Annotated in this window: 15 protein-coding genes, 1 other RNA gene and 1 pseudogene; 14 read left to right on the top strand and 3 right to left on the bottom strand. The window is 72.0% G+C overall.

The window, feature by feature from the left end; translation table 11 throughout:
- A pseudogene (locus ACWDR0_RS05410) lies at positions 1–585 on the top strand (hypothetical protein); the annotation flags it as partial.
- A gap of 94 nt (positions 586–679) precedes the next feature.
- Here ACWDR0_RS05410 and ACWDR0_RS05405 read toward each other — a convergent pair.
- Entirely contained in the window at positions 680–871 is a 192-nt protein-coding gene (locus tag ACWDR0_RS05405; RefSeq protein WP_456350286.1) for a hypothetical protein, read from the bottom strand.
- 266 nt (positions 872–1,137) lie between these two features.
- Here ACWDR0_RS05405 and ftsE point away from each other — a divergent pair, with 266 nt between their 5' ends.
- From ftsE to ssrA, 5 genes are all read left to right on the top strand, one after another.
- Entirely contained in the window at positions 1,138–1,827 is a 690-nt protein-coding gene (ftsE, locus tag ACWDR0_RS05400) for a cell division ATP-binding protein FtsE (protein WP_456350285.1), read from the top strand.
- 21 nt (positions 1,828–1,848) lie between these two features.
- Entirely contained in the window at positions 1,849–2,766 is a 918-nt protein-coding gene (ftsX, locus tag ACWDR0_RS05395) for a permease-like cell division protein FtsX (RefSeq protein WP_456350284.1), read from the top strand.
- A 67-nt stretch (positions 2,767–2,833) separates the two neighbouring features.
- Positions 2,834–4,006: a S41 family peptidase gene (locus ACWDR0_RS05390; protein ID WP_456350283.1), complete on the top strand. Its 1,173-nt coding sequence runs from the start codon at positions 2,834–2,836 to the stop codon at positions 4,004–4,006.
- A gap of 18 nt (positions 4,007–4,024) precedes the next feature.
- Positions 4,025–4,504, top strand: coding sequence for an SsrA-binding protein SmpB (smpB, locus tag ACWDR0_RS05385; protein WP_456350282.1), 480 nt, complete (start codon positions 4,025–4,027; stop codon positions 4,502–4,504).
- Positions 4,505–4,649: 145 nt separating this feature from the next.
- Positions 4,650–5,044, top strand: a transfer-messenger RNA (tmRNA) gene (gene ssrA, locus ACWDR0_RS05380).
- A gap of 132 nt (positions 5,045–5,176) precedes the next feature.
- Here ssrA and ACWDR0_RS05375 read toward each other — a convergent pair.
- Positions 5,177–6,400: an MFS transporter gene (locus tag ACWDR0_RS05375; protein ID WP_456350281.1), complete on the bottom strand. Its 1,224-nt coding sequence runs from the start codon at positions 6,398–6,400 to the stop codon at positions 5,177–5,179.
- Positions 6,401–6,473: 73 nt separating this feature from the next.
- On the opposite strand from ACWDR0_RS05375, the gene ACWDR0_RS05370 reads away from it, so the two are divergent.
- From ACWDR0_RS05370 to ACWDR0_RS05335, 8 genes are all read left to right on the top strand, one after another.
- Positions 6,474–7,448, top strand: a complete 975-nt coding sequence (locus ACWDR0_RS05370) for a LysR family transcriptional regulator (protein WP_456350280.1) — start codon at positions 6,474–6,476, stop codon at positions 7,446–7,448.
- Positions 7,449–7,659: 211 nt separating this feature from the next.
- The gene (locus ACWDR0_RS05365) at positions 7,660–8,973 is read left to right on the top strand and encodes a serine hydrolase domain-containing protein (protein ID WP_456350279.1); all 1,314 of its coding nucleotides are present in this window, start codon (positions 7,660–7,662) and stop codon (positions 8,971–8,973) included.
- Between the two features lie 155 nt (positions 8,974–9,128).
- Complete coding sequence (locus ACWDR0_RS05360; RefSeq protein ID WP_456350278.1) at positions 9,129–9,818, top strand: CGNR zinc finger domain-containing protein; 690 nt, start codon at positions 9,129–9,131, stop codon at positions 9,816–9,818.
- A gap of 446 nt (positions 9,819–10,264) precedes the next feature.
- Entirely contained in the window at positions 10,265–10,858 is a 594-nt protein-coding gene (locus tag ACWDR0_RS05355; protein WP_456350303.1) for a sigma-70 family RNA polymerase sigma factor, read from the top strand.
- Positions 10,855–11,691, top strand: coding sequence for an anti-sigma factor family protein (locus ACWDR0_RS05350; protein ID WP_456350277.1), 837 nt, complete (start codon positions 10,855–10,857; stop codon positions 11,689–11,691). Before ACWDR0_RS05355 ends, ACWDR0_RS05350 begins: the two co-directional genes overlap by 4 nt.
- Before the next feature lie 72 nt (positions 11,692–11,763).
- Positions 11,764–14,433 carry a UvrD-helicase domain-containing protein gene (locus ACWDR0_RS05345; protein ID WP_456350276.1) on the top strand — a complete coding sequence of 890 codons (2,670 nt, stop codon included), beginning with the start codon at positions 11,764–11,766 and terminating at the stop codon, positions 14,431–14,433.
- Between the two features lie 482 nt (positions 14,434–14,915).
- Positions 14,916–16,349 (top strand): malic enzyme-like NAD(P)-binding protein, encoded by a 1,434-nt coding sequence (locus ACWDR0_RS05340; protein WP_456350275.1) that lies wholly within the window; start codon positions 14,916–14,918, stop codon positions 16,347–16,349.
- 343 nt (positions 16,350–16,692) lie between these two features.
- Positions 16,693–16,974, top strand: coding sequence for an HU family DNA-binding protein (locus ACWDR0_RS05335; protein WP_456350274.1), 282 nt, complete (start codon positions 16,693–16,695; stop codon positions 16,972–16,974).
- A gap of 269 nt (positions 16,975–17,243) precedes the next feature.
- Here the strand turns inward: ACWDR0_RS05335 and murA are convergent, their stop codons facing one another.
- Positions 17,244–18,587, bottom strand: coding sequence for a UDP-N-acetylglucosamine 1-carboxyvinyltransferase (gene murA, locus ACWDR0_RS05330; RefSeq protein ID WP_456350273.1), 1,344 nt, complete (start codon positions 18,585–18,587; stop codon positions 17,244–17,246).
- Positions 18,588–18,707 lie beyond the last annotated feature (120 nt).

Here is an 18,707-nt window from a genome sequence, read left to right as displayed (position 1 = left end):
GAGGCCGCTAACGGTGGTGAGGCTGCCAATGGTGGTGAGGCCGCTAACGGTGGTGAGGCTGCCAATGGTGGTGAGGCCGCTAACGGTGGTGAGGCTGCCAATGGTGGTGAGGCCGCTAACGGTGGTGAGGCCGCTAACGGTGGTGAGGCCGCTAACGGTGGTGAGGCTGCCAATGGTGGTGAGGCCGCTAACGGTGGTGAGGCCGCTAACGGTGGTGAGGCTGCCAATGGTGGTGAGGCCGCCAACGGTGGTGACCAGGGCGGTAACAACAACGGCGGCAACAGCACCTCCGGCGGCAGCAACGCCAGCACCTCCGGCGGTGGCAGCACCACCGGCGGTGGTGACGACGCGACCGGCGGTTCGACCGGTGGGTCCACCGGCGGTGCGACCGGTGGTGGCGACCAGACCGACACCAACAACGCCGGCTCCCAGCCCGTCCAGCAGGGCGAGGCCAAGGAGGAGCTCGCCGAGACCGGTGCGATGGAGACGACGTTCCTGCTCGTCGGCGCCGCGACGATGATCGCCGGTGGGATCGGGTTCCGGATGCTGCCCCGGCTGGTCGGTGGCAACCGCGCCGCCGTCTGAGTGAGCGTGTGACCGCCCGAGGGCGGAGAGTGACGAGGGGCCCGGGGTGTGGCACAGCACCCCGGGCCCCTCGGCCGTTCCGGTGGCCTTTTCGTCAGGCCGTACGGGTCGCCAGCAGGGCGACCGCCGCGATGAGCAGGATCAGCAGGGCGGCCAGGGCCGCCGGGGTCAGGGCGGCGAAGGGGCCCTCCTGCTGGAGCCGCTCGCGGTTTGCCCGGCACACCGGGCAGCGGCCCTCGGAGACCGGGGCCGCGCAGTTGGCGCACACCAGACGGTCGTAGGTCATGCGCTCTCCTCTCCCGCGCGCCGGAGCCGCGTTCCGCGGAGCCGTCAGCACACTTCTCGTCCGACAACGCTCAAGGACACGCGACTGTTCCCTACCACTGTGCCAGCTCCCGCACCGTTCGGCGCGCGGCCGGGGGAAGCCCCACCGTCCGGAGGCGGGCCGGATGGGCGTGACAATCTACGCATCCCCGGCCGTCGACTGCGTTCTCACGCCCTGTTCGCGTAGTGTCACGCACACCTCTACCCCCGGCCGACGTGGTGTGCCCCGTGATCCGATTCGCTCATGTTTCGAAGACCTATCCCAAGCAGAACCGGCCAGCGCTGCACGACCTCTCCCTGGACATCGCCAAAGGGGAGTTCGTCTTTCTGGTGGGATCGTCCGGCTCGGGGAAGTCGACCTTTCTCCGGCTGATCCTCCGGGAGGAGCGGGCCAGCCACGGCTCGGTCCATGTGCTCGGCAAGGACCTGGGGAAGATCTCCAACTGGAAGGTGCCGCAGGTCCGGCGGAAGCTCGGGACCGTATTCCAGGACTTCCGGCTGCTGCCGAACAAGACCGTCGCGCAGAACGTCGCCTTCGCCCAGGAGGTCATCGGCAAGCCGCGCGGCGAGATCCGCAAGGCCGTACCCCAGGTCCTCGACCTGGTCGGGCTCGGCGGCAAGGAAGAGCGGATGCCCGGCGAGCTGTCCGGCGGTGAACAGCAGCGGGTCGCCATCGCCCGGGCCTTCGTCAACCGCCCGATGCTGCTGATCTGCGACGAGCCGACCGGAAACCTGGACCCCCAGACCTCGGTGGGGATCATGAAGCTGCTGGACCGGATCAACCGGACCGGTACGACCGTGGTGATGGCCACCCACGACCAGAACATCGTCGACCAGATGCGCAAGCGCGTCATCGAACTGGAGCAGGGCCGGCTCGTCCGCGACCAGGCCCGCGGTGTCTACGGCTACCAGCACTGAGAGAAAGGCTGACCGCACGCGATGCGCGCCCAGTTCGTCCTGTCGGAGATCGCCATCGGTCTCCGCCGCAATCTCACGATGACCTTCGCCGTCGTCATCTCCGTCGCCCTGTCCCTCGCCCTCTTCGGCGGTGCGCTGCTGCTGCGCGAGCAGGTCGGCACGATGAAGGACTTCTGGTACGACAAGGTCAACGTCTCCATCTTCCTCTGCAACAAGAACGACGCCCGGAACTCGCCGCAGTGCGCCAAGGGCGCGGTCACCGGGGACCAGAAGGACCAGATCAAAGCCGATCTGGACAAGATGAACGTCGTGGACAAGATCCACTACGAGAGCGCCGAGCAGGCGTACAAGCGCTACCAGGACAGCTACGGCGACACCCCCATCGCCGACACGATCACCCCGGACCAGATGCCGGAGTCCTTCCGGGTCAAGCTCCACGATCCGGAGAAGTACCAGGTGGTCGCGTCGGCCTTCGCGGGCCGGCCGGGCGTCCAGTCGGTCGAGGACCAGCGGAGCATCCTCCAGAACCTCTTCGACCTGATGAACGGCATGAACGTGACCGCGATCGCGGTGATGGTGCTGATGCTGGTCATTGCCCTGATGCTGATCGTCAACACCGTACGGGTGTCGGCGTTCAGCCGCAGGCGTGAGACCGGCATCATGCGGCTGGTCGGCGCGTCCAGCTTCTATATCCAGCTGCCGTTCATCCTGGAGGCGGCGATCGCCGGTCTGCTGGGCGGACTGCTGGCCGTGGCCATGCTGATCACCGGCCGCTACTTCCTGATCGACCACGGGCTCGCCCTGGCCGAGAAGATGCCGCTGATCAACTTCATCGGCTGGGACGCCCTGGTGACCAAGTTGCCGCTGGTCGTGGCGATCGGGCTGCTGATGCCCGCCCTTGCGGCTTTCATCGCGCTGCGCAAGTACCTCAAGGTGTGACATCCGCCCCCGGCGCGGTACGGGCAACCGCCCTACCGCGCCGGGGGCTTGTCCTAGACTCGGCGCCATGCCGGGCCCCGAACTCCTGCCTCGGCCCCGCCGCATCCGCCGCGGGGCGGCCCTGACGTTGGTGTTCGCCGGGGTCCTGGCCACCGCCGCGGTGACCGACGCACTGCCGCACGACGGGCCCGCCGCGGACGGCGGGAACCGCCCGGAGGCCGCCCGCCCGGCCGGGGGCGGTGTCGACCCCGGGGATCTGGCCCGGGTCGCGGCCGAGGCCGTCGCCGAGGGCGGTTCCGCGGAGCAGGCCGCCGAGGAGGTCGTCAGCCGCAGCGGTGACCGCTGGGGCGCGGTCTACGACCCCGGCGAGTACCGCAGGTTCCAGCAGACCCTCGACGGCGAGTACACCGGCGTCGGGCTCTGGGCGCGCAGCACGGGCGGCGGCCGGGTGGAGGTGGCCCGGGTGCAGCCCGGCGGCCCGGCGGCGAAGGCGGGCATCCGCTCCGGGGACCGGCTGCGGACGATCGGCGGCCGTCCCGTCGAGGGCCGTCCGGTGACCGAGGTCGTGGGCCTGCTGCGGGGCGAGGAGCGGACCTCGGTCTCGCTGGGCCTCCAGCGCGGCTCCCGGACCTGGACGCGGGAGCTGATCCGTACGACGCTGCCCGCCGAGTCCGTCACCGTCGAGCGGCTGGACGGCGGCGCGGTGAAGATCCGTGTCTCCTCCTTCACCCGGGGCTCAGGCGAGCGGGTGAAGGACGCCGTCGAGAAGGCCCCGGACGGCGCCGGGGTCCTGCTGGACCTGCGGGGCAACAGCGGGGGGCTGGTCGCCGAGGCGGTCACCGCGGCCTCCGCCTTCCTGGACGGCGGACTGGTGGCGACGTACGACGTGGCGGGTGAGCAGCTGGCCCTGTACGCGGATCCCGGCGGCGACACCGGCCGGCCGGTGGTCGCCCTGGTCGACGGCGGGACGATGAGCGCCGCGGAGCTGGTGACCGGAGCCCTGAAGGACCGTGGCCGCGCGGTCACGGTCGGTACCCGTACCTTCGGCAAGGGCTCCGTGCAGATGCCGAGCACCCTGCCGGGCGGTTCGGTCGCCGAGCTGACCGTCGGGCACTACCGCACCCCCGAGGGGCACGACGTCGACGGCCGGGGCATCACCCCCGATCTGACCCCGGCGGAGGGCGAGGACCCCGAGGCGCGGGCCGAGACGGTATTGAGTGGCCTCGGAGCCGGGTCGTAGTGCGAAAATGACCACACTATGGCTAAGGAAAAAGGGCGCAAGCTGATCGCGCAGAACAAGAAGGCGCGGCACGACTATCTCATCATCGACACCTACGAGTGCGGTCTCGTGCTGACCGGGACCGAGGTGAAGTCGCTGCGCCAGGGGCGGGCGTCCCTGGCGGACGGGTTCGTCCAGATCGACGGTCACGAGGCCTGGCTGCACAACGTCCACGTACCGGAGTACTCGCAGGGGACGTGGACCAACCACAGCGCCCGGCGCAAGCGCAAGCTGCTGCTGCACCGGGAGGAGATCGACAAGCTGGAGTCGAAGGCGCAGGAGTCCGGTCACACGATCGTGCCGCTGGCCCTGTACTTCAAGGACGGCCGGGCGAAGGTGGAGATCGCCCTGGCGAAGGGCAAGAAGGAGTACGACAAGCGGCAGACGCTCCGTGAGCGGCAGGACCGGCGCGAGGCGGACAAGGCGATGTCGGCGGTGCGGCGGCGGCAGCGGGCCTGATGTCCGGGGCCGGCTCCCGGCCGGGTCCGCCGCGGCGGACGGTAATGCGCTGGCACGGGGCCGTGCCGGTCCCGTACGATGGGAACGTCCCTCGGTGAGGGGCGCGCCGGAGGGTTGCTTCCGGTGCTGCTTGAAAAATCAACATGGGGATGATCGGTTTCGACAGCGGATGTCGAAGCAGGAGAAGCGAGCCGAGGAAGCGGCAATGATCTCGTAAACCATATGTCGCAAACTATAATCGCCAATTCTAAGCGCGATAACTCCGAAGCCTTCGCCCTCGCTGCCTAATAAGCAGTAGAGACGAGACTTCACTTATGGAGCGTCAGCCCGGGGGTGTTCCCGACCCGGATCCTGGCGTCATCTAGGGAACTCAACCTCTAGGCCCGGTCACGGGGTCCTGAGGAACAACCAACAGTGACTGAGCCCGTCGGAGACTTGTCCGCGTGATCTCCGGGGCCGAGAAAATCGCAGCGGACTGCGCTCGGAGAAGTCCTGATTCTGCACCGTTGGACGCGGGTTCGATTCCCGCCATCTCCACTCATCCCATGTGGGCAGAGGCCCGGCTGCGAAAGCAGCCGGGCCTTTGTCATGCGGTGGGTGTGATGCGGTGGCTCCGTCCGGCGGCGCGCCAGGTGGCCGGTGCCGCGGTGGACCCGGTGCTATCCGGCTTTGTCATGCGGTGGGGCCGGGGCGGCGGCAGCGCAGCAGAGCCGCGAGCAGGCCGAGCAGGGCCGCGGCGGCCGGGAGCGCGTAGCCCGTACCCGGGGCGGCCCGCTCCGCCACCCAGCCCGCGGCCGCCGACCCCGCCGCGATACCGGCGAGGATCGCCGTGACCGCGATCGTCATCCCCTCGTTGATCCCGCCCGCCGGGACGATCCGCTGAACGGCCGCCATTCCCGTGATCATGGTGGGGGCGGTCGCCGCGCCCGCCATCAGCAGCCCGAGCGCCAGCGCGGCGGTCGAGCCCGTACGGGCGGCGAGCGGCGGCAGCAGCATCAGGGCGGTCATCGCCGTAAGACAGACCGCGAGCCGCCGGGCAGCGGCGGGATCCGCGGCCGGGCGCAGCCCGTAGACCAGGCCCGCCGCACAGGAGCCCGCCGCCTGGAGGCCCAGCAGCAGCCCCGCCTCCGGGCCGTCCAGAAAGGCCAGGGTCGTCACCTCCAGCGACCCGAAGACCACCCCGGTGGCCAGGAAGACCGCCAGCAGCCCGGGCATCCCGGCGGTCCGCAGCGGTGCCCTGGCTCCCGGCGGGCGGCCGGTGACCGGCGGCTCCGTCGACCGCTGCCCGGTGAAGAGCAGCATGCCGGCCGCCAGCAGTACCGCCCCGGTCACCGTCCCCGCCTCCGGGAACAGCGCCGAGCAGAGCAGGGCAGCCAGCGCGGGCCCGGTCATGAAGCAGAGTTCGTCGGCGGCCTGCTCGAAGGAGTTCGCGGTGTGCAGCGCGGCCGGGTCCCCGCGGTGGAGGTGTGCCCAGCGGGCCCGGGCCATGGCCCCCGTGTTCGGCGTGGTGGCGGTCGCCGCGTACGCCGCGAACAGCGTCCAGCCGGGGGCGTCGAAGCGTACGCAGAGCACCAGCGCCAGGGAGCCCAGCAGCGCCAGTCCGGTGGCGGGCACCGCGACCCGGGCCTGGCCGCGGCGGTCCACCAGCCGGGCCGTCCAGGGGGCGACCAGCGCGGTGGCCGCGAGCCCGGTCGCGGTCACCGCCCCGGCGAGGGCGTACGACCCCCGGGACTCCGCGATCATCACCACCGCACTCACCCCGAACATCGCGAACGGCAGCCGGGCGATCAGCCCGCCCACCGTGAACGCGACCGTCCCCGGCGCGGCGAACAGACGGACATAGGCGGCGGCGCGCGGGGTCCCGGCGGGGAGGGCGGAAGGCATGAGCCCCAGCATCCGGGCGCCCGCCGACCGCGGTCCAACACCTGTTCGGAGCCGATTCACACCACCCCGGTGTAGATTCCGTCCGGTGGCCGACCAGGACATCGACCCCCGACTCCTCCGCGCCTTCGACGCCGTCGCGCGCGAACTCCACTTCACCCGCGCCGCCGCCCGCCGCTACACCGCCCAGCAGGCGCTCAGCCGTGACATACGGAAACTGGAACAGGCCCTGGGCACAACGCTGTTCGACCGCACCACCCGGCGGGTGACGCTCACCGCCGACGGCGAGCGGCTGCTGCCGTACGCCCGGACGGTGCTCGCCGCCCACGACGCGCTGCGCGACGCGGCCACCGGCGCGGACCGGCCGCTGCTGGTCGACGTCGGTGCCTCCCCGAGCACCGGCCGCCAGGTGCTGGACGCCACCCGGGCCGCCGAACCCGGACTCGAACTGATGGCCCGCTACCACACCGGCCTCACCGGGGCGGCCGCCGCGCTGCTCGCGGGCGGCCTCGACGTCTCCTTCGGCCGGGTCGCCGGACTCTCCCCGGACGTCCTGGCCGGTCTGGAGCACTGGCCGGTGCGGTACGAGCGGATGGCCGTCCTCCTCCCGGCCGGTCACCGGCTGGCCGCCCGGCCCGAGGTGCCGGTACGGGAGCTGGCGGGCGAGAAGCTCTACGCGGGCGCGGGCAACCCGGCCACCGCCGAGTGGACCGCGCTCGCCGCCGCCCTGTTCGCGGAGTTCTCCCTGACGATGGCCGAGCCGTACCCGGAGATCACCGGCGAGGAGGAGTTCGTCCGGGTGGTACGGCAGCGGGGCTGGTCCGTGCTGGCCAGTACCGTCTTCACCGAGGTGCCGGGGATGGTGCTCCGGCCGCTGACCCGTCCCGTACCGCTCTCCCCGGTCTCCCTCGTACGCCGCCGCGGGCTGCGCCACCCGGCCGCGGACGCCCTGCTGCGCACCGCCCGCGCGCTCGCCGCCGAACACGGCTGGCTGGAGCGGCCCGCGGCGGGGGAGTGGTGGCTGCCGGCCGCGGACGCGGCGGCGACGGCCGTCCGGAGCTGAGGGCTCCGGCGGCGGGCCCGCGCCGTCGTCCTCGGCGGGTGCCACCGGCCGGGGCCGGGCGCCCGAACCGGGGAAGAGCGGGGGATAAAACGGGAGTTCGCCCCCGCCGATGCACCTGTTCCGCCCGTTCGTCGTCTACATCTGATGGTGGCGGCCGCGTCCGCGCCGCCACTTGACCGGTTTGAACGGTTTGAACAGGGAGTACGACCAGATGGTCTCAGTCAAGGTGAGCCGGGGAACCGCGGTCGGTGCCGCGCTGCTGTCGCTGCTCGCGGTCTCCGCGCAGTCCGCGGTGGCCGCACCCGCCGCCCCCGCCAAGCCCGCCGCGCCGTCCGCGCCCGCGGCCCCCGCCCTGTCGGCGCCCGACCCCGAGGCGCTGCGCGCGGCCCTCAGGGCGGCGCTGGCGAACGGGGCGCCGGGGGCGATGGCCCGGATCGACGACCGGGGGAGCGTGCTCCGCCAGACCGAGGGCATCGCCGACCGGGCCACCGGCCGGGCGATGAACACCGACGACCGGATCCGGATCGGCAGCGTCAGCAAGACGTTCTCCGCGGTCGTGCTGCTCCAGCTGGTGGACGAGGGCGCACTGACGCTGGACGCCCCGGTGAACACCTACCTCCCCGGGCTGCTCGACCCCCGGATCACGGTCCGCCATCTGCTCAGCCACCGCACGGGCCTCTACGACTACACCAATGACATGTTCGCCGCGACCGTGCCCGGCTTCGAGGCCGTACGGAACCGGGTCTTCAGCTACCGGGAGCTGCTGGACCTGTCGCTGGCCAAGCCGCCGACCGTCACCCCCGGAACCACGTACTCCTACTCCAACACCAACTTCGTCGTCGCGGGCATGCTGATCGAGAAGCTGACCGGGAAGGACGTGGGCGACGCCTTCCGCAAGCGGATCATCAAGCCGCTCGACCTGGACGACACCTTCTACGTCCACCCGGAGACCGCCATCCCCGGGCAGCACGCCAAGGGCTATCTCCGCCCCGACGAGGCGGGCGCCCCGCTGGTCGACTCCACCCGGCAGACCGTCTCCTGGGCGCAGAGCGCGGGCGCGGTCGTCTCCAGCGCCGAGGACCTCAACACCTTCATGTCGGCGCTGATGCGCGGCAAGCTCGTCTCCGGCACCGCGCTCGGCGAGATGCGGACCTGGACGCCGGTCAACGCCACCCAGGGGTACGGCCTCGGGCTCCGGCGCCGCGATCTGTCGTGCGGGGTCTCGGTGTACGGGCACACCGGGACGGTGCAGGGGTACTACACCTTCGCCTTCACCTCGGCGGACGGGAAGCGGTCGATCACCTCGTTCGCCAACACCTCCAACAACGGGACGGTGCTGAACACGCTGCCGCGGACGCTGGAGGCGGCGTTCTGCGGGGTCGCGCCCGCGCCCGCGCCCGCGCCCGCGGCGAGCGCCGCGCGCAGTGCCGCGACCGGGGCCGGTACCGGTGCTGATGCCGGGGCCGGGGCCGCGGCCGCCGTCGAGCGGTACGAGGACATCGCCCCGGGCATCGCCCGGCGCTGAGGACGCGCGGGGCGGGCCGCCGTAAGGGCGCCCGCCCTGCCGCCCCGCCCCCGCCTTCGTGGTGATGCGTCCTGAAGGAGGGGTTCCGGGCGCCCCGTGACAGGGGCACTCTGGAGGGGCAGACCCGGCGGCGACCCCGAGGCGGTGACAGGGGCATGGCGGCACGTGCGGCAGACCCGGCGGAGCGGGCGGTCAGGTCCGGTGCGCCGGACGTCACGAACGGCGGATCCGCCCGGCACCCCTGGCGGTTCGACAGCGGGCGGCTCTGTCTCGACCTGGTCGCCACCGGAGACCCGGCCCCCGGCGCGGACCCGGCGGACGAACCGCTCGCCGGAGAGGGCACCCTGCGGCGCTGGCTGGTCGGCGCGGCCCTGGTCCCGCCCGGCACCCCGCTGCCCGCCGACCGCTCCTGGGTGGAACGGTTCGCCGAACTCCGCGGCCAGGTGGCCCGGGTGGTGCGCGCGGAGATCGAGGGCCGGCCCGCCTCCACCGGCGGCCGGGCCCCCGCCGACGCCGCGCTGGAGCGGGTGAACGCCCTCGCGGCCGGGGCGCCCCCGCCCGTACGGGCCGTACGGGATCCCAGCGGCACCCTCGTCCGGACGCTCGCCCGGACGCCCGAGTGCGCCGAACTCCTGGCCGCCGTCGCCCGGGACGCGGTCGAACTGCTCACCGATCCGGCGGCCCGGGCGCTGCTGCGGCAGTGCGAGGGCGAGAGCTGCCACCGGGTGTACGTGGACACCTCCCGCGGCAGCCGCCGCCGCTGGTGTTCGAGCGAGGTCTGCGGGAACCGGGAGCGGGTGGCCCGCCACCGGCGGCGGGCGGCGGAGGCCCTCGCCCGGACCTGAGCAGGGCGGCGGAGGCCCTTGCCCGCACCTGAGGCGGGTGGCGGAGGCCCCTCGCCCGGACCTGAGGCCGGTGTTCCGTTCCGGGCCCCGGCATGGTGGCGGGCGGCGGAGGTCCTCACCCGGACCCGGGACGATGCGATTGCCGCAAAGAGAGTTGAAGCGATCCGAAGTGATCGCAACTGGCCGGAAAGTGACGCGGAATGATGCTTCGCCGGGTCCGCGGCATCCGGCCCGGCGCGGAGTGAACCGTTTCACACTCGCATCCGTAATCCCTGGTGACCGGCGTCTCCGCGGGTGCCGGGCAGTGGAGGAAGGAGGATGAACAGGACGATCCCCAGGGGCCCGGGCAACCTTTTTCCGGCCGGGTTGAGCGCCTTGGCGTTCCCTTCCGTAAAGGACAGGGACAAGCAGTCAGCCGACGCCAAGTCAAGGTCTCGACCGGGAGGTTGCAGGTGCGCAAGGATGCCGCCGTGGCCGATGACCGTCCGCAGAGGGCTCGCCATCGCAGCACGAAGCCACGCCATGTCTCCTCTCTGCCCGACGAGGAGTTGGTGCGGGCGCTCTACCGCGAACACGCGGGACCTCTGCTCGCCTATGTGCTGCGTCTCGTCGCGGGCGACCGCCAGCGGGCCGAGGACGTGGTGCAGGAGACGCTCATCCGTGCCTGGAAGAACGCCGGTCAGCTCAACCGGGCGACCGGCTCTGTCCGACCCTGGCTGGTGACGGTCGCGCGGCGCATCGTCATCGACGGCCACCGCAGCCGGCAGGCCCGGCCGCAGGAGGTGGACCCGTCGCCGCTGGAGGTCATGCCCGCGGAGGACGAGATCGACAAGGCGTTGTGGCTGATGACGCTCTCGGATGCGCTGGACGATTTGACGCCCGCGCACCGGGAAGTACTTCTTGAAACGTACTTCAAGGGCCGTACGGTCAATGAGGCGGCCGAGACGCTCGGCATACCCAGTGGAACGGTCCGCTCGCGGGTGTTCTACGCACTGCGTTCCATGAAGCTCGCACTGGAGGAGAGGGGGGTCACAGCATGACCATGCGGGGGCAGGACTCGATTCACGACGCCGTCGGGGCGTATGTGCTCGGTGTCCTGGACGACGCGGACGTCTCCGCGTTCGAGGCGCATCTGGCGGGGTGCGATATCTGCGCGGTCCGGCTGGAGGAGTTCTCCGGCCTGGAACCGATGCTGGCCGCGCTGGCCGACGCCCCCGTGCCGCCCGCCGCCTCCCCCCTGGTCCGCAGAGCCGGGGCCACCCCGTTCGGCGTGGTCGGCGCGGTGCCGTCCGGTGCCGGTTGCGGTCCCGTCGTACCCGGACCGCCGGGTCCCCGGGTGCTCGGCGGAGTGCTGGACGAGGTCGCGGGGGAGCGGGCCGCCCGGCGCAGGCGGGGGACGTATCTGGTCGCGGCCGCGGCGGCCCTGGTCGTCGCCGTCCCCGTGGCGACCTATGCGCTGACCCGCGGCGGTGAGGCGCCCGCGGGCAATGTCGAGGCCCACCCCACCTCCCCGGCCGAGGACGCCTTCTTTCACCACATGCCCGAGAAGGTGCGGGCCACCGACCCCACGACCCGGGTGTCCGCCGTCGTCGGCCTGGAGAAGAAGGGCTGGGGGACCCACGCGGTGCTGGAACTGAAGGGGGTCAAGGGGCCCCTGAAGTGCAATCTCGTCGCGGTCTCCAAGACCGGCGAGGAGGAGATCATCACCTCCTGGTCCGTCCCCCGGTGGGGTTACGGCATTCCGGACGGCCCCTCGGCGGCCGCCAAGGCCCCGCTCTATGTGCACGGCGGTGCCGCGATGGACCGCGAGGACATCGACCGCTTCGAGGTCCGGACCTTCGACAATCAGAAACTGGTCGAGATCGACGCCTGACCGGCGCCTGACAGAAGGCCCCCCTTCGCGTACGGTTGACGGCTGCCCAGTGCACGTCAGAAGGGGGCCTCGGTGGCCAGGCACAATGCCGCTGCGGACACGGCCGGTGACCCGGCCGACGGAACGGACCAGGCGACGGACCAGGTCATGGACCGGGGAACGGACCACTCCCCGGAGCCGGACCCGGAGCCGGACCGCGCGCCGGACCGGAGAACGGACGCCGTCCCGGCCGGGGGAGCGGACGCCCGTCCGGGTGAGGAACCGGATGCCGGTCCGCGCCCGGATCCGGACGGAACCGGCGATTCCGGTGGTGACCCGGCCGGTGACTCCGCGGGTGATCCGGCCGGTGACACCTCGGGTGACTCCGCCCGCGACCGGGAGATCGCCGTCGAACAGGAGCACCTCGACCGGGTGTACGTCCGCCTGGAGGAGAAGATCCACGAGGCGGAGTTCCTGATGCACGACGCCGCCCGGCTCAGCCAGGTCGGCACCCCCGGCGCCCTCGCCGAACGCGATGCCCAGGTCTTCCGGGCCGGAGTCCATCTCAACCGGCTGCACGCCGAGTACGAGGACTTCCTCTTCGGCCGGATCGACCTGCTGTACGGGAAGGACGGCAAACGCGGCCCCGACGGCGCCTACACCTCGGTTGAGCCCGCGGACGACGCCGTACGGCCCGACAACACCGCCGAAATCGGCGAGACCCTGCACATCGGCCGGATGGGTGTGCTGGACGAGGAGTACGCGCCGCTGGTCATCGACTGGCGGGCGCCCGCCGCCGCGCCCTTCTACCGGTCGACCCCGGTCGACCCGGGCCGGGTGGTACGCCGCCGGGTGATCCGCTCCAAGGGCCGCCGGGTCCTCGGGGTCGAGGACGATCTGATGCGCCCGGAGCTGACCGCGAGCCTCGGCGGCCTCGAGCTGGCCGTGATCGGCGACGGCGCGCTGATGGCCGCGCTGGGGCGGTCCCGCGGCCACACCATGCGGGACATCGTCTCCTCCATCCAGGCCGAACAGGACCTGGTGGTGCGGGCGCCCGCCGCGTCGGTCACCCATGTGGAGGGCGGGCCGGGCACCGGCAAGACGGCGGTCGCGCTGCACCGGGCGGCGTACCTCCTCTACCAGGACCGGCGGCGGTACGCGGGCGGCATCCTGATCGTCTCGCCGACACCGCTGCTGGTGGCCTATACGGAAGGCGTGCTGCCGTCGCTCGGCGAGGAGGGGCAGGTCGCGATCCGGGCCGTGGGCAGCCTGGTCGACGGCGCGGAGGCCGAGGTCTACGACGATCCCGCGGTGGCCCGGGTCAAGGGTTCGTCGCGGATGGCGGCCGTGCTCCGCAAGGCCGCCCGGGGTGCCCTGGAGCGCCCGGCCGCCGCGCCCCGCGGCCCGCGCGGGCAGCTCACCCTCGGCGACCCCGACCCCGCTGCCGCGGGCGACAGCGACGGTGACGGCGAGGAGGCGCCGCGGAACGTACGGACCGATCTGCTGCGGGTCGTCGCCTTCGGACGGCGGCTGGAGCTGGACGCGGCGGAGTTGAAGCGGATCCGCCAGACCGTGCTGAGCGGTACGGCCCCGGTCAATCTGCTGCGGCCCCGGGCCCGCCGGCTGCTGCTGGACGCGCTGTACGCCCGCTCGGGCTCGGCCGGCCGGCACTCCGACCCCGAACTCGCGGCCCAGCTGCGCTCCTCCTTCGACGAGGACATCACCGGCGAGGACTCCTTCACGGACTTCCTCGACGCCTGGTGGCCCGAGCTGACGCCGCGCGCGGTGCTGGCCGCGATGGCCGACGAGCGGCGGCTCGGCCGCTGGTCGCGGCGGGTGCTGAACCCGGGCGAGGTACGCCGGGTCGCCCGCTCCCTGCGGCGGACCGGACCGGACGGCACCGGCCCGCTGTCGGTGCACGACGTCGCCCTCCTGGACGAGCTGCACACCCTGCTGGGCACCCCGGCGCGGCCCCGGAAGAAGCGGGAGTACGACCCGCTGGACCAGCTCACGGGGCTGGAGGAGCTGATGCCGCGGCGCGAGGAGACCCAGCGGGAGCGGGCCGAGCGGCTGGCGGCCGAGCGCACCGAGTACGCCCATGTCATCGTCGACGAGGCGCAGGACGTCACACCCATGCAGTGGCGCATGATCGGCCGCCGCGGCCGCCAGGCGACCTGGACCGTCGTCGGGGACCCGGCGCAGTCGTCGTGGCCCGAGCCCGAGGACGCGGCGGCCGCCCGGGACGAGGCCCTCGGCACCCGGCCGCGGCGCCGGTTCGAGCTGACGGTGAACTACCGCAACCCGGCGGAGATCGCGGAGCTGGCGGCGAAGGTGCTGGCCCGGGCGATGCCGGGGGCGCAGTCCCCGTCGGCGGTGCGCTCCACAGGGGTGGAACCGCGGTTCGCCGTCGCCGGGGAGGGGCCCGGCGCGCTGGGCGCCACCGTGCGCGCGGAGGCCGAACGGCTGCTGGCCCGGGTGGACGGGACCGTCGGCGTGGTCGTCGCGATGGACCGCCGCGAGGAGGCGGCGGGCTGGCTCGACGGGCTGGGGGACCGGGTGGTCGCGCTCGGATCCCTGGAGGCCAAGGGGCTGGAGTACGACGCGTCGATCGTGGTCGGGCCCGCGGAGATCGCGGGCGGCAGCGAGGTGGGGCTGCGGGTGCTGTACGTGGCGCTGACCCGGGCGACCAGGGAGCTGACCGTGGTGTCGGCCGGCGGGGACGCTCCGGACGCCTCGGGCGTTCCGGAGCTGCTGCGCGACTGATGCCGGGGGCCGTTCCGGCCGGTCCGCCGCCCGGGTTCCCCCGGGCGGCGGATCGATGGGAACGGCCCGACTGCGAACCGGGAACTGTTTGTTAGCCTTGTGGTGGCACCGGCTCGATCCAAGCCCCCGGGCCCAACCTTCGTCGCTTCGAGCGACCACTTGCCGCGAGGCGAGCATGGCGGGTCGGTGCTGCTAAACCACCGGATCAGGTCCGCGTCCCCCAGGGACGCGGACCTGATCGCGTTTGAGGGTCCCCGCGGCCTCGGGGCCGCAGGGGCGGAGGCAGGCCGCCGGGGGCCATGGGCCGCCACGCCGCCGAGTCGATCTCGTATGGTGGAAGTGGTTTTCCAAAAACAATACGACCACTATTACCTGCTACTGGCAGGTAGGTGCGACCATCGGAGAGCGCCGCCGAGGCCAGCGTCCCGTACGCGACCCCGGCGGTGGAGCGACAGAGCTAGGGAAAGCAGAGGAATCCGGCCATGGCAACGGCGCCAAGCGTCTCGTACTCGATGACGGTCAGGCTGGAGGTGCCCGCGAGCGGAACCGCGGTCTCCCAGCTCACCACGGCCGTGGAATCCTCCGGTGGTTCCGTCACCGGCCTCGACGTCACCGCCTCCGGACACGAGAAGCTCCGGATCGACGTCACCATCGCGGCCTCGTCCACCGCGCACGCCGACGAGATCGTCGAGGGCCTGCGGTCCATCGACGGCGTCGTCCTCGGGAAGGTCTCCGACCGGACCTTCCTGATGCACCTCGGCGGCAAGATCGAGATGCAGTCGAAGCACCCCATCCGGAACCGCGACGACCTCTCCATGATCTACACCCCCGGCGTCGCCCGGGTCTGCATGGCCATCGCCGAGAACCCCGAGGACGCCCGCCGCCTCACCATCAAGCGGAACTCGGTGGCCGTGGTCACCGACGGCTCCGCCGTACTCGGCCTCGGCAATATCGGCCCCAAGGCCGCCCTGCCCGTGATGGAGGGCAAGGCCGCCCTCTTCAAGCGGTTCGCCGGGATCGACGCCTGGCCGCTCTGCCTGGACACCCAGGACACCGACGAGATCGTGGCCATCGTCAAGGCGATCGCCCCCGGCTTCGCGGGCATCAACCTGGAGGACATCTCCGCGCCCCGCTGCTTCGAGATCGAGGCCCGGCTGCGCGAGGCCCTCGACATCCCGGTCTTCCACGACGACCAGCACGGCACCGCCATCGTGGTGCTCGCCGCGCTGACCAACGCGCTGCGCGTGGTCGGCAAGGCCGTCTCGGACGTACGGGTCGTCATGTCCGGGGCCGGCGCCGCCGGTACGGCCATCCTGAAGCTCCTGATCGCCGCCGGGGTCAAGCACGCCGTCGTCGCCGATATCCACGGTGTGGTCCACGCCGGCCGCCACGACCTGGTCGACGCGGTGCCGGGCTCCGCGCTCCGCTGGATCGCCGACAACACCAACCCCGAGGGCGTCACCGGCACCCTCAAGGAGGCCGTGGTCGGCGCCGATGTCTTCATCGGGGTCTCCGCGCCCAATCTGCTCGGCGCCGAGGACGTCTCCGCGATGGCCGACGACGCCATCGTGTTCGCGCTCGCGAACCCGGACCCGGAGGTCGACCCGGCCGTCGCGCGCCGTACGGCCGCCGTGGTGGCCACCGGCCGCTCCGACTTCCCCAACCAGATCAACAACGTGCTGGTCTTCCCGGGTGTCTTCCGCGGCCTGCTGGACGCCCAGTCCCGGACCGTCAACACCGAGATGATGCTCGCCGCGGCCACGGCCCTCGCGGACGTCGTCACGGAGGACGAGCTGAACCCCAACTACATCATTCCGTCGGTCTTCAACGACAAGGTCGCGGGCGCCGTCGCGGGTGCCGTACGGACCGCGGCGAAGGCCGCGGGCGCCGATGTGACGGCTGCCACCCCCGCCTGACCTCGGGTCTTCGGCGCGTCGCGGGGCGCGGCGCGCCCACCCCCGCTCTAGGGTGGCCGGAAGCATGGGCCCGCGCGGCTGCGTTGTGTCCCCGCCGTGTCGACGCAACGTCACCACGGTGGGGCGGTGGCGCTTTTCGTGTGATCCAGGAGGGTGCCGGATTGGCGTTCCCGCCATTGGTGGAGGCAGGATGCTGCTCCGAGGACCCGCGTCCCTGGGGAGATTCCACCGGACAGGGCGGGGCCCGCTGACGGACCCCCTGACCGGGGGACTGTCAGAGGGCCCTGGCAGCATCGGCTTCGATCTCACGCCTCACAGGCAAAAGAAACACGGGAGTAAGAACATGAACCGCAGTGAGCTGGTGGCCGCGCTGGCCGACCGCGCCGAGGTGACCCGCAAGGACGCCGACGCCGTTCTGGCCGCCCTCGCCGAGACCGTCGGCGAGGTCGTCGCCAAGGGCGACGAGAAGGTCACCATCCCCGGCTTCCTGACCTTCGAGCGCACCCACCGTGCCGCTCGCACCGCGCGCAACCCGCAGACGGGCGAGCCGATCGAGATCCCCGCGGGCTACAGCGTGAAGGTCTCGGCGGGCTCGAAGCTGAAGGAAGCGGCCAAGGGCAAGTAACCCTTCCGGTCCAACGGAACGCACGGAGGGCGGTCACCAGGCGCTGGTGGCCGCCCTTCCGCGTGTCCGGGGCCGGCCGGGTGACGGTGCGTCCGCACGGGCCGCCGCCGGGCGCGTACAAGCGGGTACGGACGCATACGAGTGCGTACGGACGCGTACCGGAACGTACAGGTGCGTACGGGTACGGAAAGGGCCGGGGCGCCCCTCGTGGTGAGGAGCGCCCCGGCCCGGCCCGGCGGCAGGTCCGCGGGATGACGGCTTCCGCGGGATTACAGCAGCGAACCGCCCTTGGGCAGTTCCACCTTCGCGCCGAGGTCGCCGAGCTTCGCCATGAAGTTCTCGTAGCCGCGGTTGATCAGGTCGATGCCGTGCACCCGGGAGGTGCCCTGGGCGGCGAGTGCGGCGATCAGATACGAGAAGCCGCCCCGCAGGTCGGGGATGACCAGATCCGCGCCCTGGAGCTTGGTGGGGCCGGACACGACGGCCGAGTGCAGGAAGTTCCGCTGGCCGAAGCGGCAGTCGGAGCCGCCGAGGCACTCGCGGTACAGCTGGATGTGCGCGCCCATCTGGTTGAGCGCGGAGGTGAAGCCCAGCCGGGACTCGTAGACCGTCTCGTGGACGATGGAGAGCCCGGCCGCCTGGGTGAGGGCCACCACCAGGGGCTGCTGCCAGTCGGTCTGGAAACCGGGGTGGACGTCCGTCTCCAGGGCGATGGCGTTGAGCGAGCCGCCCGGGTGCCAGAAGCGGATGCCCTCGTCGTCGATCTCGAACGCGCCGCCCACCTTGCGGTAGGTGTTGAGGAAGGTCATCATCGACCGCTGCTGGGCGCCGCGGACATAGATGTTGCCCTCGGTGGCCAGCGCCGCGGACGCCCAGGAGGCGGCCTCCAGCCGGTCCGGCAGCGCCCGGTGGGTGTAGCCGGAGAGCCGGTCGACACCGGTGATCCGGATCGTCCGGTCGGTGTCCATCGAGATGATGGCGCCCATTTTCTGCAGAACGCAGATCAGGTCCTCGATCTCGGGCTCGACCGCCGCGTTGGACAGCTCGGTGACGCCCTCGGCGAGCACCGCGGTCAGCAGCACCTGCTCGGTGGAGCCCACCGAGGGGTACGGCAGCCGGATCTTGCAGCCGCGCAGCCGCTGCGGGGCCTCCAGATACTGGCCGCCGTCCCGCCGCTCGATCTTCGCGCCGAACTGGCGGAGCACGTCGAAGTGGAAGTCGATCGGCCGGCCGCCGATGTCGCAGCCGCCCAGACCGGGGATGAAGGCATGGCCCAGCCGGTGCAGCAGCGGTCCGCAGAAGAGGATCGGGATCCGGGAGGAACCGGCGTGGGCGTCGATGTCGGCGACGTTCGCGGACTCCACGTGCGTCGGGTCGAGGACCAGCTCACCGGGTTCGTCGCCGGGGCGGACGGTCACCCCGTGCAGCTGGAGCAGCCCCCGCACCACCCGCACGTCGCGGATGTCGGGCACATTGCGCAGCCGGCTCGGCTCACTGCCGAGGAGCGCGGCGACCATTGCCTTCGGCACCAGGTTCTTGGCGCCGCGGACGCGGATCTCGCCCTCCAGCGGGGTTCCGCCGTGGACAAGCAGTACATCGTCTGTGCCGGTCATGAATCTCGCGTTCCGGAGTGGTCGGGCAGGGGGCCAGAGAAAAGGGTAAGGGGCCATGGGCCGTGCCCGGTCAGGGCGGGGAGGACCCAAAGGGTCATGATTCGGGTACAGCACCCTCGG

The organism is Streptomyces sp. NPDC003691 (assembly GCF_053981115.1).
This window is presented reverse-complemented; position numbering and strand designations above follow the sequence as displayed.

What these genes read in the sequence shown, in the direction of transcription:
- ACWDR0_RS05340 (WP_456350275.1), top strand. Translation starts at nt 14,916, where the DNA reads ATGGCAACGGCGCCAAGCGTCTCGTACTCGATGACGGTCAGGCTGGAG.
- murA (WP_456350273.1), bottom strand. Translation starts at nt 18,587, where the DNA reads ATGACCGGCACAGACGATGTACTGCTTGTCCACGGCGGAACCCCGCTG.
- ftsX (WP_456350284.1), top strand. Translation starts at nt 1,849, where the DNA reads ATGCGCGCCCAGTTCGTCCTGTCGGAGATCGCCATCGGTCTCCGCCGC.
- ACWDR0_RS05365 (WP_456350279.1), top strand. Translation starts at nt 7,660, where the DNA reads ATGGTCTCAGTCAAGGTGAGCCGGGGAACCGCGGTCGGTGCCGCGCTG.
- ACWDR0_RS05360 (WP_456350278.1), top strand. Translation starts at nt 9,129, where the DNA reads ATGGCGGCACGTGCGGCAGACCCGGCGGAGCGGGCGGTCAGGTCCGGT.
- ACWDR0_RS05390 (WP_456350283.1), top strand. Translation starts at nt 2,834, where the DNA reads ATGCCGGGCCCCGAACTCCTGCCTCGGCCCCGCCGCATCCGCCGCGGG.
- ACWDR0_RS05335 (WP_456350274.1), top strand. Translation starts at nt 16,693, where the DNA reads ATGAACCGCAGTGAGCTGGTGGCCGCGCTGGCCGACCGCGCCGAGGTG.
- ACWDR0_RS05350 (WP_456350277.1), top strand. Translation starts at nt 10,855, where the DNA reads ATGACCATGCGGGGGCAGGACTCGATTCACGACGCCGTCGGGGCGTAT.
- ACWDR0_RS05375 (WP_456350281.1), bottom strand. Translation starts at nt 6,400, where the DNA reads ATGCTGGGGCTCATGCCTTCCGCCCTCCCCGCCGGGACCCCGCGCGCC.
- smpB (WP_456350282.1), top strand. Translation starts at nt 4,025, where the DNA reads ATGGCTAAGGAAAAAGGGCGCAAGCTGATCGCGCAGAACAAGAAGGCG.
- ACWDR0_RS05405 (WP_456350286.1), bottom strand. Translation starts at nt 871, where the DNA reads ATGACCTACGACCGTCTGGTGTGCGCCAACTGCGCGGCCCCGGTCTCC.